General features: G+C 22.8%; 18 protein-coding genes and 8 tRNA genes. 19 read left to right on the top strand and 7 right to left on the bottom strand.

Annotation, left to right across the window (positions count from 1 at the left end):
• Window positions 1-124: 124 nt before the first annotated feature.
• Together EV215_RS00685 and EV215_RS00680 are read left to right on the top strand one after the other, a co-directional pair.
• Window positions 125-4885 carry a response regulator gene (locus tag EV215_RS00685; protein ID WP_134111905.1) on the top strand — a complete coding sequence of 1587 codons (4761 nt, stop codon included), beginning with the start codon at window positions 125-127 and terminating at the stop codon, window positions 4883-4885.
• Window positions 4878-5891 (top strand): response regulator, encoded by a 1014-nt coding sequence (locus tag EV215_RS00680; protein ID WP_208320304.1) that lies wholly within the window; start codon window positions 4878-4880, stop codon window positions 5889-5891. Before EV215_RS00685 ends, EV215_RS00680 begins: the two co-directional genes overlap by 8 nt.
• A 42-nt stretch (window positions 5892-5933) precedes the next feature.
• On the opposite strand, the gene EV215_RS00675 is transcribed toward EV215_RS00680, so the two are convergent.
• Window positions 5934-7070: an HD-GYP domain-containing protein gene (locus tag EV215_RS00675; protein ID WP_134111901.1), complete on the bottom strand. Its 1137-nt coding sequence runs from the start codon at window positions 7068-7070 to the stop codon at window positions 5934-5936.
• Window positions 7071-7426: 356 nt separating this feature from the next.
• A complete protein-coding gene (locus EV215_RS00670) occupies window positions 7427-7651 on the bottom strand; it encodes a thioredoxin domain-containing protein (protein WP_134111899.1) in 225 nt (74 codons plus the stop codon).
• Window positions 7652-7849: 198 nt separating this feature from the next.
• Here EV215_RS00670 and EV215_RS00665 point away from each other — a divergent pair, with 198 nt between their 5' ends.
• The 7 genes from EV215_RS00665 (at window position 7850) to EV215_RS00635 (ending at window position 16060) form a co-directional block, all read left to right on the top strand.
• Window positions 7850-8305: a chemotaxis protein CheW gene (locus tag EV215_RS00665; protein WP_134111897.1), complete on the top strand. Its 456-nt coding sequence runs from the start codon at window positions 7850-7852 to the stop codon at window positions 8303-8305.
• A 31-nt stretch (window positions 8306-8336) separates the two neighbouring features.
• Window positions 8337-10280, top strand: a complete 1944-nt coding sequence (locus EV215_RS00660) for a methyl-accepting chemotaxis protein (protein WP_134111895.1) — start codon at window positions 8337-8339, stop codon at window positions 10278-10280.
• Window positions 10281-10309: 29 nt separating this feature from the next.
• A complete protein-coding gene (locus EV215_RS00655) occupies window positions 10310-11101 on the top strand; it encodes a CheR family methyltransferase (protein ID WP_134111894.1) in 792 nt (263 codons plus the stop codon).
• A 9-nt stretch (window positions 11102-11110) separates the two neighbouring features.
• Window positions 11111-11572, top strand: a complete 462-nt coding sequence (locus EV215_RS00650; RefSeq protein WP_134111892.1) for a chemotaxis protein CheD — start codon at window positions 11111-11113, stop codon at window positions 11570-11572.
• A complete protein-coding gene (locus EV215_RS00645; protein WP_134111890.1) occupies window positions 11565-12596 on the top strand; it encodes a CheB methylesterase domain-containing protein in 1032 nt (343 codons plus the stop codon). The genes EV215_RS00650 and EV215_RS00645 overlap by 8 nt, the downstream gene beginning before the upstream one ends.
• A gap of 30 nt (window positions 12597-12626) precedes the next feature.
• Complete coding sequence (locus EV215_RS00640; protein WP_134111888.1) at window positions 12627-15200, top strand: chemotaxis protein CheA; 2574 nt, start codon at window positions 12627-12629, stop codon at window positions 15198-15200.
• 176 nt (window positions 15201-15376) lie between these two features.
• On the top strand, window positions 15377-16060 hold the full coding sequence (locus EV215_RS00635) for a M48 family metallopeptidase (RefSeq protein ID WP_134111887.1): 684 nt from the start codon (window positions 15377-15379) through the stop codon (window positions 16058-16060).
• 53 nt (window positions 16061-16113) lie between these two features.
• Here EV215_RS00635 and EV215_RS10445 read toward each other — a convergent pair whose 3' ends face one another.
• The 5 genes from EV215_RS10445 to EV215_RS00615 form a co-directional block, all read right to left on the bottom strand.
• Window positions 16114-17841 (bottom strand): hypothetical protein, encoded by a 1728-nt coding sequence (locus EV215_RS10445; protein ID WP_166667292.1) that lies wholly within the window; start codon window positions 17839-17841, stop codon window positions 16114-16116.
• 993 nt (window positions 17842-18834) lie between these two features.
• Window positions 18835-20505, bottom strand: coding sequence for a bacteriohemerythrin (locus EV215_RS00630; RefSeq protein ID WP_166667291.1), 1671 nt, complete (start codon window positions 20503-20505; stop codon window positions 18835-18837).
• 200 nt (window positions 20506-20705) lie between these two features.
• Entirely contained in the window at window positions 20706-21644 is a 939-nt protein-coding gene (locus EV215_RS00625) for a hypothetical protein (RefSeq protein ID WP_134111883.1), read from the bottom strand.
• A gap of 410 nt (window positions 21645-22054) precedes the next feature.
• Window positions 22055-23134 carry a hypothetical protein gene (locus tag EV215_RS00620; protein ID WP_134111882.1) on the bottom strand — a complete coding sequence of 360 codons (1080 nt, stop codon included), beginning with the start codon at window positions 23132-23134 and terminating at the stop codon, window positions 22055-22057.
• Window positions 23135-23154: 20 nt separating this feature from the next.
• On the bottom strand, window positions 23155-23577 hold the full coding sequence (locus tag EV215_RS00615) for a hypothetical protein (protein WP_134111880.1): 423 nt from the start codon (window positions 23575-23577) through the stop codon (window positions 23155-23157).
• 269 nt (window positions 23578-23846) lie between these two features.
• Here EV215_RS00615 and EV215_RS00610 point away from each other — a divergent pair, with 269 nt between their 5' ends.
• The 10 genes from EV215_RS00610 to EV215_RS00565 all read left to right on the top strand — a co-directional run bounded on the left by EV215_RS00610 (window position 23847) and on the right by EV215_RS00565 (window position 26827).
• The gene (locus tag EV215_RS00610) at window positions 23847-24299 is read left to right on the top strand and encodes a MarR family winged helix-turn-helix transcriptional regulator (RefSeq protein ID WP_166667290.1); all 453 of its coding nucleotides are present in this window, start codon (window positions 23847-23849) and stop codon (window positions 24297-24299) included.
• Window positions 24286-25623 (top strand): MATE family efflux transporter, encoded by a 1338-nt coding sequence (locus tag EV215_RS00605; protein WP_134111876.1) that lies wholly within the window; start codon window positions 24286-24288, stop codon window positions 25621-25623. The genes EV215_RS00610 and EV215_RS00605 overlap by 14 nt, the downstream gene beginning before the upstream one ends.
• A 145-nt stretch (window positions 25624-25768) precedes the next feature.
• Window positions 25769-25844, top strand: a tRNA-Gly gene (locus EV215_RS00600).
• Window positions 25845-25849: 5 nt separating this feature from the next.
• Window positions 25850-25925, top strand: a tRNA-His gene (locus EV215_RS00595).
• 7 nt (window positions 25926-25932) lie between these two features.
• Window positions 25933-26010: transfer RNA gene (locus tag EV215_RS00590), tRNA-Asp, on the top strand.
• Between the two features lie 11 nt (window positions 26011-26021).
• A tRNA-Thr gene (locus EV215_RS00585) sits at window positions 26022-26097 on the top strand.
• Window positions 26098-26205: 108 nt separating this feature from the next.
• Window positions 26206-26280 (top strand) — tRNA-Glu (locus EV215_RS00580).
• A 2-nt stretch (window positions 26281-26282) separates the two neighbouring features.
• Window positions 26283-26358 (top strand) — tRNA-Val (locus EV215_RS00575).
• Window positions 26359-26486: 128 nt separating this feature from the next.
• Window positions 26487-26562: transfer RNA gene (locus EV215_RS00570), tRNA-Thr, on the top strand.
• A gap of 180 nt (window positions 26563-26742) precedes the next feature.
• Window positions 26743-26827 (top strand) — tRNA-Tyr (locus tag EV215_RS00565).
• The last annotated feature ends 105 nt before the right edge of the window (window positions 26828-26932 follow it).

The raw sequence follows: 26932 nt of genomic DNA, 5'->3' as shown, positions 1-26932 counted from the left end.
AGGTTTGCTATAAATAATTAAGCTAAACCTCATATTTTATCAAAATATTTTTTTAAAAAGTGTTAGCACTGACACTTTTTAAAAAATATACTTTAATTACAAAAAAAAGAAAGGAAGACTAATTATGAATATAAAGAAAAAAATAAGTATTGTTTTTGTTGTTTCTCTTGTTTCTATATTTACTTTTTTTAGTATAGAAGTAGGCAAAGAAATGATGAATAAAAATTTTAGTATTATCGAAGATAGTGCCTATAAACAAATGGAACACCTTAATTTTTTTATTGAATCAATTGTCGATGACTTAAAAAGTGATGTAAATACATTATCATTAAATACAGAACTTGCATTTCAAGATAAAAATATGATGGATAAATATATTATTTCTCATATTTCTAAAACAAATCCTAATACTAAATTATCTAAACTCTTTAGAGATTATCAATTAGCTCATGAATATGTAAAGGAAGTTTTTTTAGCAACTACTGATGGAAAATATATTTCATCAGAAAATAAAATCAAAAAAGATTATCAAAATTATTCTTGGTATATTAACGCTTTAAAAAATCCATTAGATACTCATATCTTTACATATGATTCAGAAAATAAAAGCTTTATTACTATAGCAAAAGCTATATTAAATAAAGAACATAACGTGATGGGTATAATTGGAATAAATGTATCTGTTGATTTTTTAATAAAACATATAGAAGCTATTAATATGTTAGATAATGGTTGGATAGCTCTTGTTGATGAAAATAACAATGTAATAGCTTCTAAAAATAAAATGCTTAATAAAAATTTTAGCACAAAAAAACTATTAGAAAGTTTTAAATCTGGAAATTCAATTATTGATTATAATTATGAAAATATTGATTATAAAATTTTTTCATATTATTCAAATAAATTAAATTGGAAAACACTTACTTTTTTATCAGAAAGTGAAATAAAAAGTGAAATAAGTAAATCAATTTTTACTGTCCTTGCTATTTTATTTTTCTCTCTTACAGCTCTTACAATATTATTTATTATACTTATCCATAAAATAGTAATAGTTCCTCTTAAAAAACTAAAAACAGAGGCAGATTTTATTACTAATACAGGTGTTTTAGATAAAAAAATTGAGATGCATACTAAAGATGAATTTGAAGAACTTGCTACTTCATTTAATATTATGACAGACTCAATTAAAAAAAATGAAGAAGAATTAAATCAATATAAAAATCATTTAGAAGAATTAATAAACTTACGTACAAATGAGCTTAAAATTATTACAGCTGCTATAGAACAAAGTCCAACTGCAACTGTTATTTGTAATAATGAATTAATAATTGAATATATAAATGAAGTTTTTTTAAATTTTACATCTATTCCAAAAGAAAAAATTATAAATAATAATGTTAAAAATATTTTTAATTATATTCCAGATAACATATGGAATATAATTAAAAGTGGTGATATTTGGCAAGGTGATATAAATAATAATAATATTTGGTTTTCTATAATTATATCACCTGTGTTAGATGATGATGATAATATAAAAAATTATCTAATAGTTTTAGAAGATATTACACTTAAAAAGAAAATAGAAAAAGAATTAGCTGAAAGCGAAAAAAAACTACAAAGTATACTTGATTCTTCTCCTGCTATAATGTTTTTAAAAGATATTAAAGGAAATTATATATATGTAAATAATAAATTTAAAAAAAGATTTAATATTTTAAAAGAAAATGTTTTAGGAAAAACTGATACTGAAATTATACAAGAGAAAAAACTGGTTAAATTGTATAATTCTATGGATAATGAGGTTATAACTCAAAGATCAATAATACAAAAAGATATCCATTGTAAAAAAAGTGGAAAAGTTTTTATGGAATATAGATTCCCTTTATATGATTCTGAAAACAATTTATATTTAATAGGTGGTTGGAGTATAGATATCACTGATAGAGTAAAAGCTGAAAAACAAAGTAATTTATTGTTACAATCAATAGGTGAAGGGATAATTGGTGTAGATAATAACGGTAAAATCACTTTTATAAACCCTAGTGCAGCTAAAATTTTAATGTATAAAAGTATAGATGAACTTATAGGAAAAAATATTCATGAAACTATACAATATGCACATCATGATGGGAGTATATATTTTAAAGAAGATTCTCCAATATATTTATCATATACACAAGGCTTAGAAAATTCAAGAGTTGAAGAAGTGTTTTGGTGTAAACATAAAAGTAAAATAAACGTTGAATACAATAGTGTTCCTATTATAGAAAATGATAAAATAACTGGTGCTGTAATAGCATTTAAAAATATAGATGAAATAAGTGCTTTAAATAGAAATTTCTCAGCTATTTTAGAAAATTCAAATGACTTTATATACTTAAAAGATAAAGATCTAAAATACATAGCTGCAAACCAAAAATATGCTAATTTTTTAGGTTATGAACATTGGACTGATATAATAGGAAAAGATAGTTCTGATGATATCGTAAGTAAAAGTAATCATAATTTAGAATTAGAAAAAGAAATACTAAAAAATGGTAAAGAAATAAGTAACTTAATAGAAACTATAAAAGATAAAAACGGAAATATTTATCATCTAAAAACAAATAAAAGAGCAATAACAGATAAACATAATAATATAATCGGCCTTTATAATATGAGTACTGATATTACTGATCTTATTAATTTAAATAAAAAATTAGAAAAAGCAAAAGAAACAGCTGAAGCCGCTACTAAAGCAAAAAGTGATTTTTTAGCAAATATGAGTCATGAAATTCGTACTCCTATGAATGCTATTATAGGTTTAAGTACTTTACTTGCTCAAACCCAGCTTAATAAAAAACAGTTAGATTATATAAAAAAAATAGATAAAGCTTCAAAAAATTTATTAGGAATAATTAATGATATTTTGGATTTTTCAAAAATAGAAGCTGGCAAACTCATAATAGAAAAAATAGAGTTTAATTTAGATGAACTTTTAGATAATCTATCTAATATTACAAATATTAAAGCACATTCTAAAGGTCTTGAATTCATAATAAAAAAAGACCCTAATATTCCTATAAATTTAATTGGTGACCCACTTAGAATCAATCAAGTGTTATTAAATTTAACAAATAATGCTATTAAATTTACTGAAAAAGGAGAAGTTAAATTAAATATATCTATATTAAATCTAAAAGAATCAACAAGTGAATTAATATTAAAATTTGAAGTAAGTGATACAGGTATAGGAATGACTAAAGAACAACTCAATAAATTATTTACAGCTTTCTCTCAAGCTGATACTTCTACTACTAGAAAGTATGGTGGTACAGGACTTGGATTAAGTATATCTAAAAAATTGGTAGAGATGATGGGAGGAAGTATTGGAGTAAATAGTGAATATAAAAAGGGAAGTACTTTTTTCTTTACTCTCCCTCTTAAAATAAGTGAGCATAAAATCAATAAAAAATTTTTACCTATTAGTTTTAATTCAATACGAGTATTAGTCGTTGAAGATAATGAATCCTCTCAAGAAGTTATAAAAAATTATCTAGATAGCTTTGAGTTGCAAAATGATATAGTTTCTCATGGCGAAAAATCTATTGAAATGATTAAAAAAAATAAATATGATTTAGTTCTTATGGATTATAAACTCCCTGGATTAAATGGAGTAGAAACTTTACGTGAAATTAAAAAAATTAATAAAGCTAATAATATAAAATTTATATTTATGACTTCTTATGGTAGAGAAGATATATTAAATCAAATTGAAAATGAAAAAATAGAAACTATACTTATTAAACCACTTAGTCAGTCAATATTATATGATAGTATTATAGAAGCTTTTAATACTAATGATAAAGAGCTTATAAAAGAAGAAAACAAAAATATTAGCTCAAAAGAGTTTTTAAATATAAATATTCTTGTCGCAGAAGACAATGAAATCAATCAGCAAGTAATAAAAGAAATACTAGAAAACGAAGAAATAAATGTAACTTTAGTTAATAATGGTTTAGAAGCTGTTAATTTATTAAAAAATCATAACAATAATTATGATTTAATTCTTATGGACCTACAAATGCCTATTCTTGATGGATATAAAGCTAGTTTAGAAATACGAAATATGGGTATTAAAATACCTATCATTGCATTAAGTGCTGATGCAATGAGCGGGACAAAAGAAAAAGTATTAAATCATGAAATGAATGATTATATAACAAAACCTATTGATATCAATGTATTATTTTCTATAATAAAAAAATGGACTAAAAAAAATATACTATCTAATAAAAACAATATCAACTCTGAAGATGTTATATTAGAAAATTTTAACGAATTAAATACAAAAGAAGCTATCCAAAGACTAGGAAGCAAACCTCTTTATATTAAACTTCTTAAAAAATTTGCTGAAAATAATAAAGATTTTTCAAAAAATATCGATCGTGCAATTGATAATAATAATATTAAAGAATTAAAATCTTTTCTCCATAAACAAAAGGGTGTTATTGGAAATCTTGGCGCTGATGAAATATATAATAAAATTATAGAAGTTGAGCAAAATTTAGATAAAAATTTTACTGAAAAAGAGCTCAATATTATAACAACTATCAAAATTTCTTTAGAAAATTTAATAAATAAAATAAATACTCATTTTAAAAAAAGTGAAGATATTAAATCAAATAATATAATTTCAAAAAAAGATTTTAAAGAAAAATTATTAAAATTAAAAGAAAAACTTGAAGAATATGATTCTAAAGCAATAGATATAATTGATTCACTAAATTATAATAAAAAGGAGATTACTACTTTAAAGTCATTACTAGAAAATTATGAATATGATGAAGCAATTGACATTGTTAATAAGTTGATTAATGAGGAAGTGGATGTTGATGAATAAATATACTATATTAATAGTCGATGATACCCCAGAAAATCTTGATGTTTTAGCAGGTATTTTAAATGAAGAATATAATATAAAAGTAGCTAAAAATGGAAAAATAGCACTAAAAATAGCTGAAAAATTTTTACCTGATTTGATTTTATTAGACATAATGATGCCTGAGATGGACGGCTATGAAGTTTGTAGAAACTTAAAAAATAATATTCAGACTAAAAATATTCCTGTAATATTTGTAACAGCTAAAGATCAAGAAGTTGATGAAAAGCTCGGATTTGAAGCTGGTGCAGTAGATTATTTAACAAAACCCATAAGACCAACTATCACAAAAGCACGAATTAAAACACATTTAAAACTAGCTAATCAAACAAAAGCACTAGCAATTGAAGTAGATAAAAAAACAAAAGAGATACAAAATACTCAATTAGAAATAATTAGAAAATTAGGTTTAGCTGCTGAATATAAAGATAATGAAACTGGTGCTCATATTATTAGAATGAGTACTTATTCAAAGCTTTTAGCATTAGAATATGGTATTCCAGAATATGAAGCTAATCTTTTATTTAATGCTGCACCTATGCATGATATTGGAAAAATTGGTATCCCAGATAATATTCTTCAAAAACCTGGAAAACTAAATGATAAAGAATGGCAAATTATGAAAACACATTCTAATATAGGAGCAAAAATAATAGGTGATCATCCTTCAGATTTATTAAAAATGGCAAAAATAGTTGCATTGGAACATCATGAAAAATATAATGGGAAAGGATATCCCCGAGGATTAAAAGATAATGAAATAAGCATTTACGCTTCTATTGTTGCTATTGCTGATGTTTTTGATGCTCTTACAAGTAAAAGACCATATAAAGAGCCTTGGCCATCAGAAAAAGCTTTGAATTTAATAAAAGAAGAACGCGGAGAGCATTTCCATCCAGAATTAGTTGATTGTTTTATTAATATATTTGATAAAATTTTAGAAGTTAAATTAAATTTTCAAGATTAACATAATAAAAAGACTAATAGTAGTTTATTACTATTAGTCTTTTTATTTATCAAAATTTTCTAATTCTTTTACATAAAAATCATCTATTTTTACATCTCTTTCTTTGGACATATCAATAAAATCTCCATTTTCATCTAATAAAAGAGGCTTTGTTATTTCAGTAAAATTAATTCTAACTATTTTAGCTTTTTTACCATTATTTAATATAACTTCACTTCCTATATAGTACTCTACAAATCTTTGTAAAAATATATACACAATACGTGGATCTAATTTCCCAAAGCTATTTGTACTAAACATCTCCAGTACTAAAAAAGGTGATTTTTTATTATGATAAACTCTATTTGAAGTCATCGCATCAAATATATCTGCAATAGCTATTATTCTTGCAAATTCAGGTATTTTATTATCTTTCAAACCAAATGGATAACCACTTCCATCAAGTTTTTCATGATGAAATGTTGCTCCATAAAGTATTTCTTTATCTAGTGATCTAAAATCTTCTAATATTTTATATGTATAAAGTGCATGTTTTTTTACTATTTCAAATTCTTCTGCTGTAAGTTTTCCTGGTTTATTTAAAACATTTTGATCCACTTTTAATTTTCCTATATCATGTAACAATCCAGCATATAATATTTTGTTTAATTTTTCATCATTATATCCTAACCATTTAGCAAGTAAAAAAGATAATACGGCAACATTAACAGAATGCCTATATAAATACTCATCTACATCTCTTATTGTCATAATACTTCTAAAAATATATGCATAATTTGAATTAAAATTATTTTTAATAAATTCTGTGACATCTCCTGTATTTTTAACAATTTCTTCTTCACTAAGATTTAGATTAAGAATTCCATTTTTTACAGTATTAGCAACTTCTTCAAAATCATCTTCAACTTTTTGCATTAATTCTATATTTAAATGTTCTTCAATATCTACTTGTGAGCCAAAATGAATTTTTTCTCCATTGCTCTCTGCTATTCCTTCCATTTTAATCTCATGTTTATCTTCTTCAATATATATAGATTTTTTGCCCGTTTCTTTTATTTTATTAATGAGAGCTTCGTTTAATTTTATTCCTGTTGATAAAAGAATCCTTCCACCTTTTCCAAGTATAGTTTCAGCTAAAATCATATTCGGCTTTAACTCATTTACTTTAACTTTTTTCATAATTTCACCCTACTTTAATATTATCATTTTCACCCTACTTTAATATTATCATTTTTTTTTAATTATTACAATATTATCATACTAATATAAAAATAAAATTTATTATAAAAAATAAAATTTTTATTGACAATCTATCTAAAATATTGTATCATATTCTTAAGACAATCTTTTACACTAGACCACATTTATATCCTTAAATTTCTACCTAAGAGGCTTATATTTATTTATAAGTCTCTTTTGTATTTTTTTAATAAATTCATCATATTATTTACTATATAATAAGAAAGTATCCTTTTTATTTTTTTAAAATAAAATTTAAATAAAAAAAGGGCTTAAATAAATTAAGTCCTTTTTTATTATTTGTTATCAATAAAACTTTTAATTTTATCATACCCTGTAAACATTTCAAAGTCTATTCCGTTATCAACAACAAGAGTAGGAACGGCTCTTATTCCATATTTAGATACTAAATCCATATTTTCATGTGCATCAAGCTGTTTTATATCTTCATAAGGTTTTAACATCTCTTTTACTGGTGGACAATTTGGACATGATTTTGTTGTAAATAATATTTTTTCCATTTATACCTCCTATATTTTTAAATTATTAATTTTTTATAATTATTTTTACTATATATTTTAATAACATACATTACTTTTTTTGTCATGAATATATATTAACACTTTATAATGGTTCTGTCAATTTTTTAATTTTTAAAAAGGATTTTTATTTTTGTACAGTATATCTTAATTGCAAGTTTAATTAAAGGAGGGATAGTCATGAAGGAAAAGTCCAAATACCTAACATTTGTACTAAAAAATGAAAATTATGGAATTCCTATCAATGTAGTAAAAGAAATTATAGCTATGTTACCTATTACAGAAGTACCTAAAACTCCTAATTTTATCAAAGGTGTAATTAATTTAAGAGGTAAAGTTATTTCAATTATGGACCTTAGATTAAAACTAGGACTAGAAGAAAAATCATATGATGAAAGGACTTGTATTATAGTAGTAGATATCAATACTTCTGAAATATCAAAACAAATGGGAATTGCTGTAGATATTGTTGCTGAAGTTATTGATATTCATGAATCACAAATACAAGAAATTTCTAAAGAAGAGATACAAATTGATGGTGAATTTATTAAAGGGATGGCTAAAGTAAAGGATCGAGTTATTAGTTTATTAGATATTGAAAAAATTCTTACAAAAAATAAATTACAAAACTTATAAAATATTTATTTTAAAGAGGGAGGATATCAAAATGAAATTAAGTACTAAAATTAATTCTGGTTTTTTAGGAATAATTGGATTATTAACTATTCTTGGAGTCTTTTCATTTATTAATTCAAATAATATTAAAAAAAATACTAATTTTTTAGGTAATACAGTTATACAAGAATTAAATATTGGAGATACTTTAAATACTGATAATTGGGATTTAATGTTTGATATGAGAAAATACGGATTTACACTTAAAGAAAGGGATTTTACTGTAGTTGAAAAGATATTAGAAAGATTTAATAAAGATATAGAAAAATCAAAAGAAATAATAAATAAAAATAAAAATTTGGAATATTTAAGAGAAAAAGTAAATGCAATTGATAAAGCATTAGATAATTATAAAAAATTAATTTATGAGACTCATACTTTAGTAAGCGAGGAATTACCTATAGTTAATTCAAATCTTGACTCCTTATATTTAGATATATATAACATTACAAAGGATTTTTTAAATGCTAAACAAAGTGATTTAAGTAAAAATTTTAATATGAATAATAAAATTGAAACAACAGAAGATTTTTTTATATATAATAATGATTTAAAAGAAATTACTAGTAGTTTAAATAATGCTCAAAATATTTTTTTATATCTAGAAAAAAGTCAAAAAAATATATCAGAAAATAATAGCAATTCATTTTCTAATAATATTAAAAAAATTAATGATGCATTAAATATTCTTACATCTAATGAAAAAGATCCAATCCATTTAGAAAATTTAAATAAAATAAGTAATATTTTAGAAAAATATAAAGAATTTGGTAATAAACATCTTAAAATACGAGCAAGAATAACAGAATTAAGTAGTTTAAGAACAGATGCCGGAAATATAATAATTGATCTAGCTTCTACTTTAAAAACTTCTGCATTTAATAAAACTATATCTACTATTGATAATATTTCTGTAAAATCAAATAATTCTTTATTTACTATTACAATAATTACTATTCTTTCTATAATTATTGGTATTATTTTAGCATTTTTACTTAGTAATTCTATTACAAAACCTATTATTAGAGCTGTTAATGAACTTGAAAATGGCAGTGAACAAGTATTTAATGCTTCTGAACAATTATCACTTGCTAGTCAAGAATTAGCTGAAGGAAGTTCAGAACAAGCATCATCAATAGAAGAAACATCCTCTACTCTTGATGAAACATCATCTATGGTAAAATTAAATACTGAAAATACTAAAAAAGCTGCTGATTTAACTCAAGCAGCAAAAGAAGTAGCCTTAGATGGAAATAATAAAATGAAAGAAATGAGTATTGCGATGCATGAAATAAAAAATTCTAGTGATGAAATTTCTAAAATAATAAAAGTTATAGATGATATAGCTTTTCAAACAAATATTTTAGCTTTAAATGCTGCTGTAGAAGCTGCTAGAGCTGGAGAAGCTGGTATGGGATTTGCTGTAGTTGCAGAAGAAGTGAGAAATTTAGCTCAAAGAAGTACTCAAGCAGCAAAAGATACATCTGAAATGATAGAAGATAGTATAGAAAAATCTCAAAAAGGAGTAGAAATAGCTGACAAAGTAGCAAAAGCACTAGATGAAATTTCTAAAAATTCTGAAAAAGTAAGTGAAATAGTAAAAGAAATAGCAACCGCAAGTCAAGAACAATCTCAAGGAGTAATTCAAATATCAAAAGCTGTGTCTCAAATGGAACAAGTTACACAAAATATAGCTTCAAATGCTGAAGAAAGTGCTGCTGCTTCCGAACAACTTAACTCACAGGCAAAAAGTATGAAACTAATTGTAGGAGATTTAAATTATTTAGTATATGGTAATAATAAATCAACTAATCATACAAATATAAGAAGTAATACTACATCATATAAACCAACTAAACTTAAAAGTTCCTTTAAAAATACTGAACTAAAAGCTGAAGATGTTATTCCTTTAGAAGATGACCCATTAGATTTTTAGTTTAATTTTCTGATAAAAAGGAGCTTACTATGAATAACGATGAATTTTTAATATTCCAGAGTTTTCTTAATGAAAACTTTGGAATTCATTTAGGTGATGATAAAAAATATATAATAGATACTAAAATAAAAAAACTTCTTCAAAAAAATAATTTTAAAACTATAAAAGAATATATAAAACATATAAAACTTTCTAAAGCATTAAAAATTGAACTTTTAAATGAAATCACCGTTAATAAAACTAATTTTTTTAGAGAAATCAATCATTTTAATTTTATAAAAAATAATATTAAATTTATTTTAAATGAAAATAAAAGGATTCTCAAAAATAAAGAAATTCGTGTATGGAGTGCTGCTTGTTCTACAGGCGAAGAACCATATACTTTAGCTATGGTTCTTCATGAATACCTTCCAGAAGATATAAATATAAAAATATTAGCTACAGATATTAGTCATAATGTTTTACAAAAGGCTATAAAAGGAAAATATCCAAAAATTATAGAAAATGAAATTCCTATATATTATTTACAAAAATATTTTATAAAACAAAAAGATGCTTATACTATAAATCCTTTTATAAAAAACAATATAACTTTTAGAGCATTTAATTTAAAAGAACCTTTTATATTTAAAAATAGCTTTGATATAATATTTTGTAGAAATGTTATGATATATTTTGACAGTGAATTTCAAGAAACTTTAGTTAATAAATTTTATAATAATTTAGAAAAAAATGGCTTACTTTTTATTGGCCATTCTGAAAGTTTAGGTCAATTAAATCATAAATTCAAATATTTAAAACCAACTATATATCAAAAATAGGATGATTCTATGAATGAATATTTTTTATATCCAGGATATCTTTTTTTTAGTAAAGAAAAATATATTATCAAAACTATCCTCGGTTCATGTGTATCTGTTTGTTTATATGATAAAAAACAGAAAATTGGCGGAATGAATCATTATATTTTTACATTAGATGATGAAAATGCCAACATAGCTAGCAATGGTAAATACTCTACCAATTATTTAATCAAAACATTTTTAAAAAATGGTTCTAATATAAATGACTTAGAAGCTACTATTATTGGTGGTGCTAGCTCTAAAATTATTCATTCAAATATAGGAATTGATAATATTGAAATGGCTATTAAAACTCTAGAAAAATATAAAATTTATATAAAACATAAAGATATTGGTGGATATAAAGGTAGACGTGTTACTTTTAACACTTTTACAGGAAATGTCTATATAGAATTATTAAAAGAAATAAATACAAAAAGAGATGATTGATGTGAATACAATAAAACTTCTTATAATTGAACCTAATAAAAATTTAATAAAAACTTTTAAAGCATATTTTAATAATATCAATTATATTAACTTAACTATTACTAATGATATTAAAACAGGACGTAATTTAATTGTTTATGATACACCTAATGTTCTTATTATAAATAAAAATTTAGATATAGATATATTATCTTTTCTTAAAAAAGTTTTTAAATTTAAAAATATTCCTACACTAGTAACTGGAGATTTTTCAAATGATAAAGAATTAGGTGTTGAATTAGTTGAAAATGGTGCATTAGAAATACTTTCTTTTAATAGTCCCATTTTTTTTGACAATCAAAATTTAAAAAAATTAGAAAAAAAAATTTATGCCTTGTCACTTATAAAGCTACATAAAAAAAATACTGTTTCTCAACCCAGTAAAAATATACTAAATATCCCTACAAAATTTAATCCTAATAAAATAATTGCAATAGGGGCCTCAACTGGTGGTCCTGTTGCATTAAAAGAAATTATAAAAAAATTACCTTTAGGTATGCCTCCAATACTTATAACTCAACACATGCCTGAATTTTTTACTTCTTCTTTTGCTTCACATTTAGATACAATAACCCCTTTAACTGTTATTGAAGCAAAAGATAACATCCTTTTAGAAAAAAATACTGTTTACATTGCTCCTGGAGATAGGCATTTGGAAGTAAAGAAAATTGGAAATCAGCTATATACAAAACTTACTTTAAATGAACCCGTTCATTTTCAAAGACCGTCTGTAGAAGTTTTGTTTTATTCAGTTGGAAAATATTGTGGTAAAAATGCAATAGGAGTAATTCTTACAGGTATGGGGAAAGATGGAGCTAAAGGTCTTCTTTATATGAAAAATCAAGGAGCATATACAATAGGTCAAGATAAAGAGAGTTCTACTGTATATGGTATGCCTAAAGCTGCTTATGAGATAGGTGCTGTAAAAACGCAAATTCCTTTATCTCAAATTGCAAATTACTTAGTAAAATTAACTAGATTATAAATCTTAAACTAGAAAGTGGTGTGATAAAATATGGAAATAGATTTATCTGAATATCTAGATGAATTTATAAAAGAAATAAAAAATTTGTTTGAAATTTTTGAGACAGATTTAGAACTTTTACAATCTGGAGAATATACAGATGATACCATTAATGAAATATTTAGAGCTGCACATTCTATAAAAGGTATGTCTGCAACAATGGAATTTTATAACTTAGAAAAACTTACCCATAAAGTAGAAGATCTGTTTGATAAAATACGTTCTAAAGAGCTCAATATAAATGATAAAATTATTCAAACTCTTGTTGTTTCTTATAATATAATGTCGTCACTTGTAGAAAGTATTGAAATAAGTGCTACTGAAGATGATGTGGATGAAGAAATTATATTAGATTGTATAAGTAAAATTAATAAATTTATGGGAATAGAAGATAAAAATATAAAAATAAACAGCTCTACTGAAAATAAAATTGATAAATTTGAAAATTTTAGAACTATTTTAAAAGAAGAATATAAAGAACAAAAAAATATTTTCTTTACTAAAATAATTATTAATGAAAATTCACCTTTAGCTTCTGCTAGGGCTTTTATGATTCTTACATCATTAAAAGATAAAGAAAATTTTATAAGCTCAATCCCAACACTTGATACTTTTACAAATGGTAATAATGAAATAGATGAAAACTCTATTTATATTCTTTTTTCAAGTAATAAATCTTTAGATGAGTTAAAAAAATATTTAGCTAATTTCCCAGAAGTAGAAAAAGTATTTATAAAAAATATAGATTTAAAAAATATTTCATTTGATTTCAAAGAGAAAAATATAGAACAAAAAGAAACTCATACTAAAAAAAATATATTACAACTTAAAAATTTTTCTGATTTAATAAAATATATAGATGAAATTGAACTTACACTTGTAGAACAAGATATTGAAAAAATTCCAACCATTCTTTTAAATTTACAAGAAAAATTAATAAAAATACATACTTTTTTAGCTAACTATAATCATGAAAATATTTTTTATTTTACCGACATTAGCAATAACCTAAATACAATGTTTATAATATTACAAGAAAAAGAATTTGAATTTATTGATTTATATTTAGATAAAATATTTAAATTTTTTAATTATATAAGAAAAATTGCAGATGATAAATCTCTTTTAAAAAATAATATTTTTATAGATAATCTTAAAGAATTAATAAAAGAGATTAATATAAAAATATCAGAATATAAAAATACTTCTGAGAAAAGAATTGGTGAAATTTTACAAGAACAATATAAATTATCTCAAGATGATATTAATGATTTATTATTAAAACAACGTTCTAAAAAATATAAAGGTAAAAAAATTGGTGAAATTGCTATTGCTGAAAAAAAAATAAGTAATCAAGATCTTATCCATGCATTAAAAATACAAAAAAAATCAAAACAATCAAAAAAAGATATTATACAAGATATGATAAAAATTCCTGCATTAAAAGCTGATAAACTTATTGATTTATTAGAAGAATTAATGATGATACAATCTCAAATAGAACAAAGCGCAATAAAAATTCTTGATAAAGATAGTTATTTAATAAAAGATATTTATAAAAGTTTTAGAATAACAAAAGATATACAAAATTTATCTATTTCATTTAGAATGATTACATTACACTCTATTTTTCAAAAAGTTAGTTTAAATGCCCATGATGCAATGAGAAAATTAAATAAAAAAGTAAAACTAGAAATTTCTGGTGAAAATACCACAATTGATAGAATTATTGGGAGTAAAATTGTTGACCCTTTGCTTCATCTTATTAAAAATTCTATTTCTCATGGGATAGAAAATAAAGAAAAGCGTATAGCAAATGGTAAAAATGAAATTGGAACTATATTTTTAAATGCTTACTCTGAAAAAGGATATGTTTATATTAATATTACAGATGATGGACAAGGAATAAATCCTGATAAAGTATACCAAAAAGCTCTTGAAAAAAAATTAATTGATCCAAATACAAAATATACTGAATATGAAATAATAAATTTTATATTCTTACCAGGTTTTTCTACTGCAGATAAAGTAAATCAAATAGCTGGTAGAGGGGTCGGAATGGATGTTGTTAAAACAGAAATACAAAAATTACGTGGAAAAATAAAAATGACTAATAGAATAGGCCAAGGATTATCTATTCAACTACGTATTCCTCAAAATATGACTTCATTAAATGGTACTATAGTAAATATAAAATCACACAAATATATAATTCCTAGTGTGTTTATAAAAGAAGTATTTAAAATAGAAAATGAAGATTATGTTTATCTCGGGGGAAGAAAAGATTTTATACGTTTAAGAGATAATATTATTCCTGTAATTGATAGCAATAAATTTTTTGATGGTAATGGTAAAGCAAAAATCATGGTTGTTCTTGATGTAGATGGTAAATATAAAGCTCTTCCCGTTGATGATGTATTAGATAGAAGAGAAATTGTTGTTAAGCCTCTCAGTAATGATTTTAATGATATTAATTATATATTAGGAGCATCAATTCTAGGAGATGGTAAAGCAGCTCTTATACTCGGAATAGAAAGTTTATTTAAACTTTCAGAGAAAACATAGTTTTATCTAAAAAAAAGAACTATAATATTATAGTTCTTTTTTATGTGTTATCATTTGATAATAAATTAAAAACCTAAAATTATATTTTAAATTTTAATTTATTTTTTCTTTTAAACTATTTTATTTTACAAATATAATTAAAAATTATAAAATGAAAGAAAAACAGGAGAATTTTAATGGAAAAAATTATTAATATTAAAGGAAATGACATAAAATATAAAATTTATAAAAAGAAAAAGAAAAACATTTCTATAATTATAGAAAAAAATGGTTTAGTAAAAGTAAATACACCTAAATATATAAGTAATAAATATATAATTGAATTAATACATAAAAAATCAGATTGGATTATAAACAAACTTAATAATTTACCTAAAAAAACTTACACAGAAAATAATAAATTTTATTTTTTAGGAACTGAGTATACACTTGTTTTTAAAGATATAAAAGAAGATTTTATATTAAATAATATGTATAATCATTTCATAATAAATATTACATATGTATATAATTCAAATAAAATAAAAGATTTAATTAAAAACTTTTATTTAAAAAAATCAAAAGAATATATTACTAATAGATGTATTATTATTTCCCAAAATCTAAAACTTATACCTATAGAAATTAGAATACGAAATTTAAAACGAAGTTTTGGTATATGTTATTCTAACAAAAAAATTACATTTAATTATAAAATAATTATGTGTCGACAAGATTTAATTGATTATGTAATTATTCATGAACTTATGCATTTAAAACACATGAATCATTCTAAAGAATTTTGGAAAGATATAGAAAAAATATTACCTAATTATAAAAAACTTGATAAAGAATTAAAAACTGTTGATATCGAATTATAATTAAATTATTTCATATATTTTTATAAAAAAAAGATGTGTTAAATAACACATCTTTATATTCCAAATATTTCTTTTAAAACTCTTCTTACATATAATTTTTTTACATTTTCACTATTAAATATTTTTTCTTGAATAGGATTTAATTTTTCACATCCTGTATCTTTTAAGAAATATTCTCTTGCTGTTTCGATTATTTCTTCTTTTCTTTCATCACTAAAGTTTTCAAATAAATTTAATAAAGTATTTTCTAGCTCATCATTAGTATTTTCAGGTTTTTCTGATTCTTTTTCTTCTATTTCGATTATTTCTTCTTTTTTATTATTTTCTTTTATTATCTCTGCATCTTCTATATTATTTTTAAGTGTATGATCATTTCCAAAATTAAATAATTTTGGTGATACATTATTAACTTGTTCTTTCTTTAGATTTCTTACTATTGTATCTATATAAGCACCTAATGTCTTTTTTATTTGTGTATTCAATCCACTGTAAATTCTATTTAAAATCTCTACTACAAACTCTTCTCCTTCACTATCACAAAGTCTCACTAATTTTTTATATATTCTTTTATTATATTTTTTAGCAAAATATATATTTCTTTTTACTTTTTTTAATGCTAATTCAAATTTTTCATAATTTGATATTTCATCACTATAAATATTTTCTTCCATATTATTTGGCATAAAAGTTAAACTTTCTGGAGTTGATAAATATGACGACACATGACATACATTATCTTTTGCTGTATTAAATTCATAATATATTGTATATCGTTTTGGTTCTTCTTCTACTTCTTTAAAACTTTTTATATACTCCATATCTTTCAATACATTAAAAGCTTTTTTTATTCTTCTTCTTACAAAACTCATATTACTTGTTTTATATTCTACTATTTTTCCTTTTTTATTTTTCACTTTATTTATTTTTATAGTTTGTAATGGAATAATACCTGCTAAAACTTCTATTTTTTCTTTTCCTTCTATTTTATTAAATCTTTTCATAGATATATATTCATATATTCTATCAGCAACAGAATCTCTATCTGTTATTTCCATTAAATTTTTAGAATCATATTTTATATATCTTTTTTCTATAATTTTATTAATTATATTTGAATTTAATTTTACACGATAGTATACTCTTTTCCCAATTTTTAGTTTTGTATAATCTAATAAAAAAAATCTAGGACTTTCAAATTTTAATTTTCCTGCTTTTTTATGATTATCTACTAAAAATTCATATTGAGTATATTTAAGATTTTTAAGTGCTTGCTCTACTTTAGGATAATATTGTGAATTCATTTTATTACCTAAAAATTTTTCTATAAAATCAGCAACTTCAAATTGAATATAATCTATCTCTTTTTCTTCTTCTATATTTTTTTCATACATAATAATAAGATAATTATATATTTTTTTTTCTAATAAAGAAGGTTGATATACTTTATCATTTTTATCAAAACTTGAAAGTTTTGAACGCATAGTAATACCCACATCTGTGAATTTATATTCAAAATTTACATTTCTTTTTTGTTTTTGATTAGTAAAAAAAGGAAAAACTATCATTTCAAGTGGTATATTAATTATACTATTTTTTACACCAATAAAATTTCCTGTACCTTCTATTTCAATAGTCTTAGTTTCTATATTTTGAAGTTCTTTTTTATTTATAATAATCTCTTGACTGCCTTTTGTAATAAGTTCTCTTGTAGCATTTTCTATAATGTCAAGTTCTTTTTTAAGACTTCCATTAGTATCTATTTGGTATTTTTCTAATTTCAATTTTATCCTCCCAAAATGAAATATATGTACTTTCTTTTCCTATTTTACTTTAAAAATAAAAATAAATCAAGAATTTTATGAAATATGAATACATAAAAAAAACTTAGTATTTATAAGTATAATTGTATATATTCTCAAATATAAATTTTATATATATAATGTATAAACTTTTCATATTATATAAACGTTGAATTTAATGATCAAAATAAGTATATAATCATTTCATAAGTACAATGAAAAATTTTTTTTTAAAATTTTATTAAAAAATAAGACTTTTATAACTGTATAATTATTTCATGAAATATAAAATAAATAAAAAAATAAATGTATAAACTTTTCATTTTACATTTATTTGAATAAAAACATTATATACATTAGAAATACTAATCTTTTTTAACTGTATAATTATTTCATAACTTATATTTATATATTTATTTCCTTTAAAATCAATATTTTATAAAAATGTATATTCTTTTCCTAAACTTATTATTATAACAACTATTAAAATAACTGTATTTTTTTTGTGTATAAACATATCCTAATACATTTTATAACTATTAAAAATATAAAATATTAAAAAAATCTTGATATTTACTAACTTTAATACATGTATAAACATAGAATAAACATAATAATACTATTTATATATACTCTTTTCATAAAAATATATATTATATTTATTCTAAAATATATTAATAATATTGATATAAAAAAATGTATGTACTTTTCATAAGTTTTTTTTTATTGATTTTGCTAAGTTTTTTTTAATGTATATACTTTTCATATTAATTATTTTATAAACTATAAAAAACATAAATAAATAAAGGTTTAAATCTTTAATGTATAAACATTTCATTTTCCCTACATCATACATTTATACATTAAAACATCTAACAGGTATAATTTTTATAAAAATTATACTCGATTATGAAGATTATTAAATATAAATAATTATAAAAAAACTCCTCTTTTATAAAAGAAGAGTCTTATATTTTATTTTATACCATTTTTATTCATATATTCACTATATTTTTTATCAATATTTAAAATATGTAAAATCAACCAGTCTTTTAAAAAATTAATTATTTTAACAGATAAAAGTAATTCTCCACTTTGCATATCTTTTTTAAATTCTTTCATTTTATTTACAAATGTTCTATGAGCTTTTATTTGTTCATCTAATCCAGAATAATTTATTTTTTTCATAAGTTTCTCTTCATCACCAAAATGATATTCTGTATAATCTATTAAACCATCTAATATAGATTCTATTTTATCAGAACTTTGACCATTAATCATAGCATCATTTAATTCATTGATTAAATCGAATAATTTTATATGTTCTTGATCCATAAGTTCAACTGAAACACTATAATCACTTGTCCATTCAACAGCTTTTTTTCTTTTTATTTTAATATCTTTATTTATTTTAAATCCAGAAGATACATTTTTTAATGCATCTGCGACTTCAGTTAACTTTGCAGAATATTGAGTAGTATCTTTTACTAAATCAGTAATAAATGTATTAGCTTCTAATTGATCATTTGTTAAATTACTAATATCTACACTTCTATTAGATATTTCATCCATAGCTAAATTAATTTCTTCAACAGCATGTTTTTGTTCTTTAATTGATATAGAAATATCTTCTATTTCTTCACTTGTAATTTGTATTTTTTCTATAATATCTAAAATTTTAGTATTTGTTATCTCTGTTGTTTTTCTTCCTGATTGTACTTGTTTATAACTAACTTTAGTAAGATTTACTAATTCATTTACTTCTCCTTGAATAGATTTTACTACTTTTTCTATTTCCTGAGTAGCTTCAGATGAATTATTTGCTAATTTTCGGACTTCTTCTGCAACGACACTAAATCCTTTTCCTGCTTCTCCAGCTCTTGCTGCTTCTATTGCTGCATTTAGCGCAAGTAGATTTGTTTGCTCTGTTATTTTATTTATCATTTCTACTATATTAAATATTTGTTGTGAAGATTTTTCTAAAATTTCTGTTTTATTTTCTATATTTTGTACACTTTCTTCAATATTTTGAAGTTCTTGAAGATTTTTTATTATATTTTTTTCACTCTCTTTTGCTAATTTACTTGTATCTACTGCTAAATGTTTTGTATTTTCAGCCTTTTCATGAATACTATTTATTGATTGAGAAATTTCTGTTGTTGCTGAAGCTGCCTCTTCAGAAAATGCTGTTTGTTTATTCACATTTTCAGCAATATATTCCATTTTTTCTTTTATTGCTTGCATATGATTTTCATTATTATTATTATTTAATATATCTTTTAGATTTTCTGATAAATATAGAGAAGAATCAGCGACTTTTTTACTTGTTTGATTTATTTGTGCTATTACTTGTTCTAAATCTTCTAAAAATATATTAATATATTTAGCGATTTCTCCAATTTCATCATTAGAATTAATATCAAGTTTTATTGAAAGATCAGAAGTATTTCCAGATAAATTCATTAATATTTCTTTTATTTTATCCATATTTTTAATAGTTTTTCCAATTAATATAAGGGTAACTATTATTGATAAAACCAAACTAACAATAAAACCTATAATTTTATTAGAAATAAAAGTATAGAGTAAAAAATTGACAATACTTAATAATGAAATTAATAGTAACATTTTTCCCTTAATTTTCATAATATCACTCCTTGTTTTTTTATTAAATTTTTCTAATAAAATTATAACTGAAATCATTACAAATTGCAATAAATAATAAAAAAAAGCTCATACGAGCTTTTTTTAAAGTGTCTTAGAACAAAAATTAATTAAAAAAACAAAAGGGGATTATATTACACAAAAAACAACAAGATAAATTATAAAAAAAAATTTAAAATTTGTCAAACTTTTTTTATAATTGAACTAAAGTTAATAATTTTTAGATAAATTTTATTAAAAATTATTAAAAATACGATAGTGTAAAAAAATCTTCCGATTGTTATCCAAATAAAATTAGCTCCAATAGTAAGCATAAGAAGAGAATCTTCAATGATAGCATGACATAAACTTATAAATATAATAGAATATGTTATATCGCGAGTTGAGAGCTCTCCTGATGAACTTTCTTCTATAAGTATAGCACCGCCATAAGATATCCCTAAAACAAGCGCTATGAGGTTTATATTGATGCCTTTATCAGAAATTCCTAATAATGCCAAAAGAGGATTTAATAATTTATTTATTAATTTAAGAACTCCTATTTTTTCAAAAATATCCATCATAGTTAATATTAAAAATATTATAAAAAAAATATAAAAAAAACTTTTTATTTGAGAAAATATAAATTCATTTATAGTAAAATTTACAGATTTAGATTTCCATATAATATTTGCAGGATAATTTAAGATATTAAATGTTTTAAAAATAAAATTAAAAACAGAACCTACAAGAATAGCACTACCTACTCTCAATAAAACAATGTATAAACTTTTCCCGCCAGCTTTTTTTAATATAGCAGTTTCTAAAAACATAGTATGAGCTAAAAGAATCATAGTAGCAAGAACTGTAATATCAGCTACTGTAAAAACATTATTTTTAGCAAAACTAGATAAAGTAATAAAGCCTCCATATATATTTGTAAGCATAGCAGTTATCCAGACAGTAGCTAATTCAGTAGATATTCCTGTAATTTTAGCTATAGGTAAAAATAAACCCAAGATATAATCTATACTATTTGTTAATTGTAAAATTTTTATAAAAATACTAAGTGGCAGTAGTATTTTAAATAAAGTAATAGTAAGATTGATTGATTTTTTTAGATTTTTAAATATTATATTCAAATGTATACTCCTTTCATAAAATTATTAAATGTTTTTATTATTATATAACACTAAGAAAATTTTGTAAATTTAAAAAGAGCTTAATTGTATTTATGAATGTTTTTATTTTAATTAAAAAAAAGACTACAAGAAAATAATTAATATAAATTAGGAAATAATTATACATATATATAAATTAAAAAACTTTTTATTTTAAAGATTTAAGCATAAAAAATTATGAAATGAAAATACAGTTATAAATTTTTAGTATTTTTAGAAATATAGATATATTTAATTGAAATTTTATGAAAAGAGAATACATATATTTATAAAAGATATTTTTACATTAAATGTTTATACATTTGATTTTATATATTGAAATAAATAATAAAAAAGACTATTGTATTAACAATAGTCTTAAATAAAATTTTTTAATTTTCAGTTAATATAGATATAATTAATGCTTTTGATTGAATATATCTATAAGTTGTAGCTATATTAATAGTTTCAGATATAATTTTTTTAAAGTTTTTAGCATTATAATATGCTTTTTTTTGTTCGTAGTCATTTAAAACAGCCATTATTTCATTATAAATATTTTCATATCCTGAAATATCATCGTCAGAGAGAGCTTTTAATGCAGTTATAGTGCTATTAATAGTAGCCTCCATTGAAGTTGTATACGGTAAATAAGCAGTTTCAGCTTGTCTAAATAATGCTTCTTGAGATTCAATTGTTGTTTCATCACCAAGGGTATAAGAAATATAATATGATTTTAATGTATTTAAGCTTTTTCTTAATGCATCAGCAATAGATAAATCATTTTTATCAAAATCACTAAATTCATCTAATTCAGCTTGCAATGTCTCAAGTTTTAAAGCTATATCATTTGTTTGATCTATTTGATCGAGATTTATACCTACTTTTTCTAATAAAGAATTATTTTGTAATAATGAATAATTTCCTTCTCTATAAACTAATAAAAGTAATCCTATTTCAGAATAGTAAGGATTAACGTCTTTATTTTGTTTAATTGAAGTCATTGCAGTATTTATATATGATTGGATAGAAGTTAAAGTTGTATTTTCTTCAGTAGTTAAACCTAATGAAGAAGAGCGAGTAAGAGCAATTCCAATATTTTGATAGATATAAGATAATTCATCATAAGTTTTTATACCGAAATATGATATTGCATCTTTTGTAGCAGTTTTTATTTCAGATATTCTAGATTCAGATACAGTCCCTGTTAATATTTCATTACTTATAGTAGTTAATAATAAAGTTATGTTATTTTTTAAGTAATTTGATTCAATAGTAGTTAAATTTGGAATTGAAGTAATTTCAATTTTATTAGAATTTATGTAATTATAAATATTTGTTATTTCAGCACTTGTATAACTATTATATCCAGAAGCAATGGTACTATTAGTGGTAGATAGTATTCCAGATTGTTTACTACAGGATATAATTATAAAACTAAAAATTAGTACAAAAAATTTTAAAAATTTCATTTTTTCCCTCCAACATTTGATTAATATGGTTGAGGATTAATTTCATTGTTATCATCACCAAGATAGATAATAACAAATTCAGTATCATTATAGAAACTAAGAATAAATGTACCTAATGCTCCTCCAGTACCACCACTTCCATTATCATAAGACCAACTTAAATTATATAAAGTATCTTTTTCTAATTGAATTTCTTGAGTAGGAAGTATAAGAGCATTACTATATCCTCCGCCAGATAAATATATTTGAATTAATCCTCCAGAACCAATTTTAGTAGCATTTGGATCAGGTCTAAATCTTACGGAAACTGAATCATCAGGAATTAATTTTGTTATATAAATCTTTTCTTTTTCACAACTCGCTAAAACTAATAAGGTAGTTATTAATATTATTTTCAAAAAATATTTTTTTAATAGATTATTATAAATTTTTTTAATTATCATGTTTAAACCCTCCTTGATTTATCTATAACTTATCCCTCCGTGGATAACCTTTTTATTCATTATTATATATCGACTAAAAAAACTTAAACTTAATATTTATTTCAAAAAATTTATAAGTTTTTTATGAAAAGAATATATAAAAAAATAAAATTTTCTATATAGTTGACATACCAACTAATTTTGTATATAATTTAGTTGATTTGTTTGTAAAAAAGAAGAGAGTTAAAAGTAAATAATAATTATTAAAATTAATTAATAAGGAGAATAAAGTGATAGAAAAAAATAAAAAAAAAATTTTGACAAAAGAAATATCTCATTTATCAAGAGATATAGATTTATATTTATCAAAAAAATTAGAAAAATATAAAATAGGAAGTGGACAATTTAAAATTCTTATAAATATTAAAAAAAATGAAGGGATTTGTCAAGATAAATTAGCAGAAAAATTAGGAATTGATAAAACGACTATTACAAAAGCAATAAAAAAATTAATAGAAAAAAAATATGTAAAAAGAGAAAAGAATAAAATTGATAAGAGATATTATAAACTATATATTGGAGAAGAAGGGGAAAAAATTTACCCTGAAATAAAAAATATATTTAATGAGATAAATATTAAATTAATGTTAAATTTTTCAGAAAAAGAAAAAGAGATTTTTTTTGATTTCATAAAAAAAATAAATAAAAATTTAGAAAGGATAAAAGAAAATGAGAAATATTAAAGAATTATCAGAAGAAAAAGTGTATAAACTTTTAATAAAATATGCTATACCAGCTATTACAGGAAGTTTAGTATTTGCACTTTATAATATTGTAGATAGAATGTACATAGGTAAAGGTTTAGGAGCTTATGCAATGACAGGTATAAGTATAACTTTTCCAATATTTACTATATATATAGCAATAGGAATGCTTGTTGGCATTGGTGGCGGAAATTTAGCTTCTATAAAGCTTGGTGAAGGGAAAAAAGATAAAGCTGAAAAAATTTTAGGAAATGCCTTTACACTTTTTGTAATATTTAGTTTATCAATTATGCTAATAAGTAGTATTTATTTAGAAAAAATACTTTTTATGTTTGGAGCTACAACAAATACTATAGTTTATTCTAGAAATTATATGCAAATATTAAACTTTTTAGTATTGTCAAATTTTATGGCAATGGGAATGAATAATTTTGTTAGAGTAGAAGGAAATGCTAATACAGCTATGTTTACTATGCTTATTGGTGCAATTTTGAATATAATTTTAGATCCAATATTTATTTTTGTATTTAAATGGGGGATAAAAGGTGCAGCTTATGCTACAGCATTTTCAAATACTACATCAGCAATTTGGGTAATTTATCATTTTACGAAAAGTAAAAAAAGTATATTAAAATTAAAAGTAAAAAATTTAGGAATTGATTATAAAATTGTAAAAGGAATATTAAGTATCGGGATATCACCATTTTTATTACAAATAGCAAATAGTATAGTTGTAACATTTTTAAATAAAACTTTATTAAATTATGGTGGGGATATAGCAGTGGCGGCAATGGGAATAATAAGTACCATACAGATGTTTCTAGTAATGATAATAAATGGAATAATTTCAGGAGCACAACCGATAATAGGATTTAATTATGGAGCAAAAAATTATTATAGAGTAAAAGAAGCATTAAAATATTCTATTATATTTTCTTTAATTATAAGTAGTTTGATTTTTACTTTAATAATAATATATCCAAAAGTTTTTATAAATCTTTTTAACAAAAATAATCAAGAATTATTAGATATAGGAAAAAATGGATTAAGAATTTATATGTCGTTTATTATATTGAATGCATTTTATATAATAGGCGCTAATTATTTTCAGGGTATAAATCAAGCAAAAAAATCAATTATATTAAATTTATCAAGACAGTTAATAATATTTTTACCACTTGTAATAATATTACCAAAATATTTTAATATAAATGGAGTATGGTTGGCGGCACCAATATCGGATATTGTTATTAGTATAATAACTTTTATTTTATTAAAAAATAATTTTAAAAAAATGAATTAAGAAATGAAAAAATAAAAATTTAATATATGAGAGATTCCTTTAAATTTAAATAATTAATTTTTTTTTTTTAAAAAACAAAAAAAATGTTTGACGGATAAGGTAAAATATGATATTATTATTCTCGCCTTGAGGGGCAAAATAAAAAGCGGGAATAGCTCAGTTGGTAGAGCGTCAGCCTTCCAAGCTGAATGTCGCGAGTTCGACCCTCGTTTCCCGCTCCATAGTGGTGACCGTAGTTCAGTTGGTAGAGCGCCAGTTTGTGGCACTGGTTGTCGCGGGTTCAAATCCCGTCGGTCACCCCAATGTTTTGGGGGTGTAGCTCAGTTTGGTTAGAGCGCATGCCTGTCACGCATGAGGTCGCGGGTTCGACCCCCGTCACTCCCGCCATTTAAATATATGCCGCTTTAGCTCATCTGGTAGAGCAACTGACTTGTAATCAGTAGGTGGCTGGTTCGACTCCGGCAAGCGGCACCATAAATAAATTTTACAAAGTAAAATTTATGAGCAAGCGTAAAAATCTAAAAGATTTTTTAAGCAAAAGGTTTTTAAGTTAAAACAAGAGTAAAATTTAAAAATTAATAAGCTCCGTTCGTCTAGAGGTCAGGATTCCAGGTTTTCATCCTGGCGGCAGGGGTTCGATTCCCCTACGGAGTACCAAAGGTCGCATAGCTCAGTTGGGAGAGCACCTGCCTTACAAGCAGGGGGTCACAGGTTCAAGTCCTGTTGCGACCACCATAAATAAATTTTACAAAGTAAAATTTATGAGCAAGCGTAAAAATCTGTAAGATTTTTTAAGCAAAAGGTTTTAAATAAAAAGTAAAGTAAAATTTATGATTACATAATATTTTGTATAAATAATATATGCCGCTTTAGCTCATCTGGTAGAGCAACTGACTTGTAATCAGTAGGTGGCTGGTTCGACTCCGGCAAGCGGCACCATAAATAAATTTTACGAAGTAAAATTTATGAGCAAGCGTAAAAATCTAAAAGATTTTTTAAGCAAAAGGTTTTAAATTAAAAATAAAGTAAAATTTATGAGCAAGCATAAAAATTTGTAAGATTTTTTAAGCAAAAGGTTTAAATAGGTTAATAATTTTTAGTTTGAATTTTACAAAATATGGTTAGGTTCCCGAGTGGCCAAAGGGAGCAGACTGTAAATCTGCCGGCTCTGCCTTCGAAGGTTCGAATCCTTCCCTAACCACCATAAATAAATTTTACGAAGTAAAATTTATGAGCAAGCGTAAAAATTTGTAAGATTTTTTAAGCAAAAGGTTTTAAGTTAAAACTAAAGTAAAATTTAGAAATTAAT

The sequence above is a fragment of the Hypnocyclicus thermotrophus genome (assembly GCF_004365575.1).
Classification (GTDB): Bacteria; Fusobacteriota; Fusobacteriia; order Fusobacteriales; family Fusobacteriaceae; genus Hypnocyclicus; species Hypnocyclicus thermotrophus.
The sequence above is the reverse complement of the archived record's forward strand: the minus strand, read 5'-3'. Positions and strand labels throughout refer to the sequence as shown.

Excerpts from the sequence above, each read along its gene's own strand:
- EV215_RS00685 (WP_134111905.1), top strand. The coding sequence starts at position 125 with ATGAATATAAAGAAAAAAATAAGTATTGTTTTTGTTGTTTCTCTTGTT.
- EV215_RS00645 (WP_134111890.1), top strand. The coding sequence starts at position 11,565 with ATGATTGATGTGAATACAATAAAACTTCTTATAATTGAACCTAATAAA.
- EV215_RS00620 (WP_134111882.1), bottom strand. The coding sequence starts at position 23,134 with ATGAAATTTTTAAAATTTTTTGTACTAATTTTTAGTTTTATAATTATA.
- EV215_RS00615 (WP_134111880.1), bottom strand. The coding sequence starts at position 23,577 with ATGATAATTAAAAAAATTTATAATAATCTATTAAAAAAATATTTTTTG.
- EV215_RS00605 (WP_134111876.1), top strand. The coding sequence starts at position 24,286 with ATGAGAAATATTAAAGAATTATCAGAAGAAAAAGTGTATAAACTTTTA.
- EV215_RS00670 (WP_134111899.1), bottom strand. The coding sequence starts at position 7,651 with ATGGAAAAAATATTATTTACAACAAAATCATGTCCAAATTGTCCACCA.
- EV215_RS00675 (WP_134111901.1), bottom strand. The coding sequence starts at position 7,070 with ATGAAAAAAGTTAAAGTAAATGAGTTAAAGCCGAATATGATTTTAGCT.
- EV215_RS00650 (WP_134111892.1), top strand. The coding sequence starts at position 11,111 with ATGAATGAATATTTTTTATATCCAGGATATCTTTTTTTTAGTAAAGAA.
- EV215_RS00665 (WP_134111897.1), top strand. The coding sequence starts at position 7,850 with ATGAAGGAAAAGTCCAAATACCTAACATTTGTACTAAAAAATGAAAAT.
- EV215_RS00655 (WP_134111894.1), top strand. The coding sequence starts at position 10,310 with ATGAATAACGATGAATTTTTAATATTCCAGAGTTTTCTTAATGAAAAC.
- EV215_RS00635 (WP_134111887.1), top strand. The coding sequence starts at position 15,377 with ATGGAAAAAATTATTAATATTAAAGGAAATGACATAAAATATAAAATT.
- EV215_RS00640 (WP_134111888.1), top strand. The coding sequence starts at position 12,627 with ATGGAAATAGATTTATCTGAATATCTAGATGAATTTATAAAAGAAATA.
- EV215_RS00630 (WP_166667291.1), bottom strand. The coding sequence starts at position 20,505 with ATGAAAATTAAGGGAAAAATGTTACTATTAATTTCATTATTAAGTATT.
- EV215_RS00680 (WP_208320304.1), top strand. The coding sequence starts at position 4,878 with ATGAATAAATATACTATATTAATAGTCGATGATACCCCAGAAAATCTT.
- EV215_RS00660 (WP_134111895.1), top strand. The coding sequence starts at position 8,337 with ATGAAATTAAGTACTAAAATTAATTCTGGTTTTTTAGGAATAATTGGA.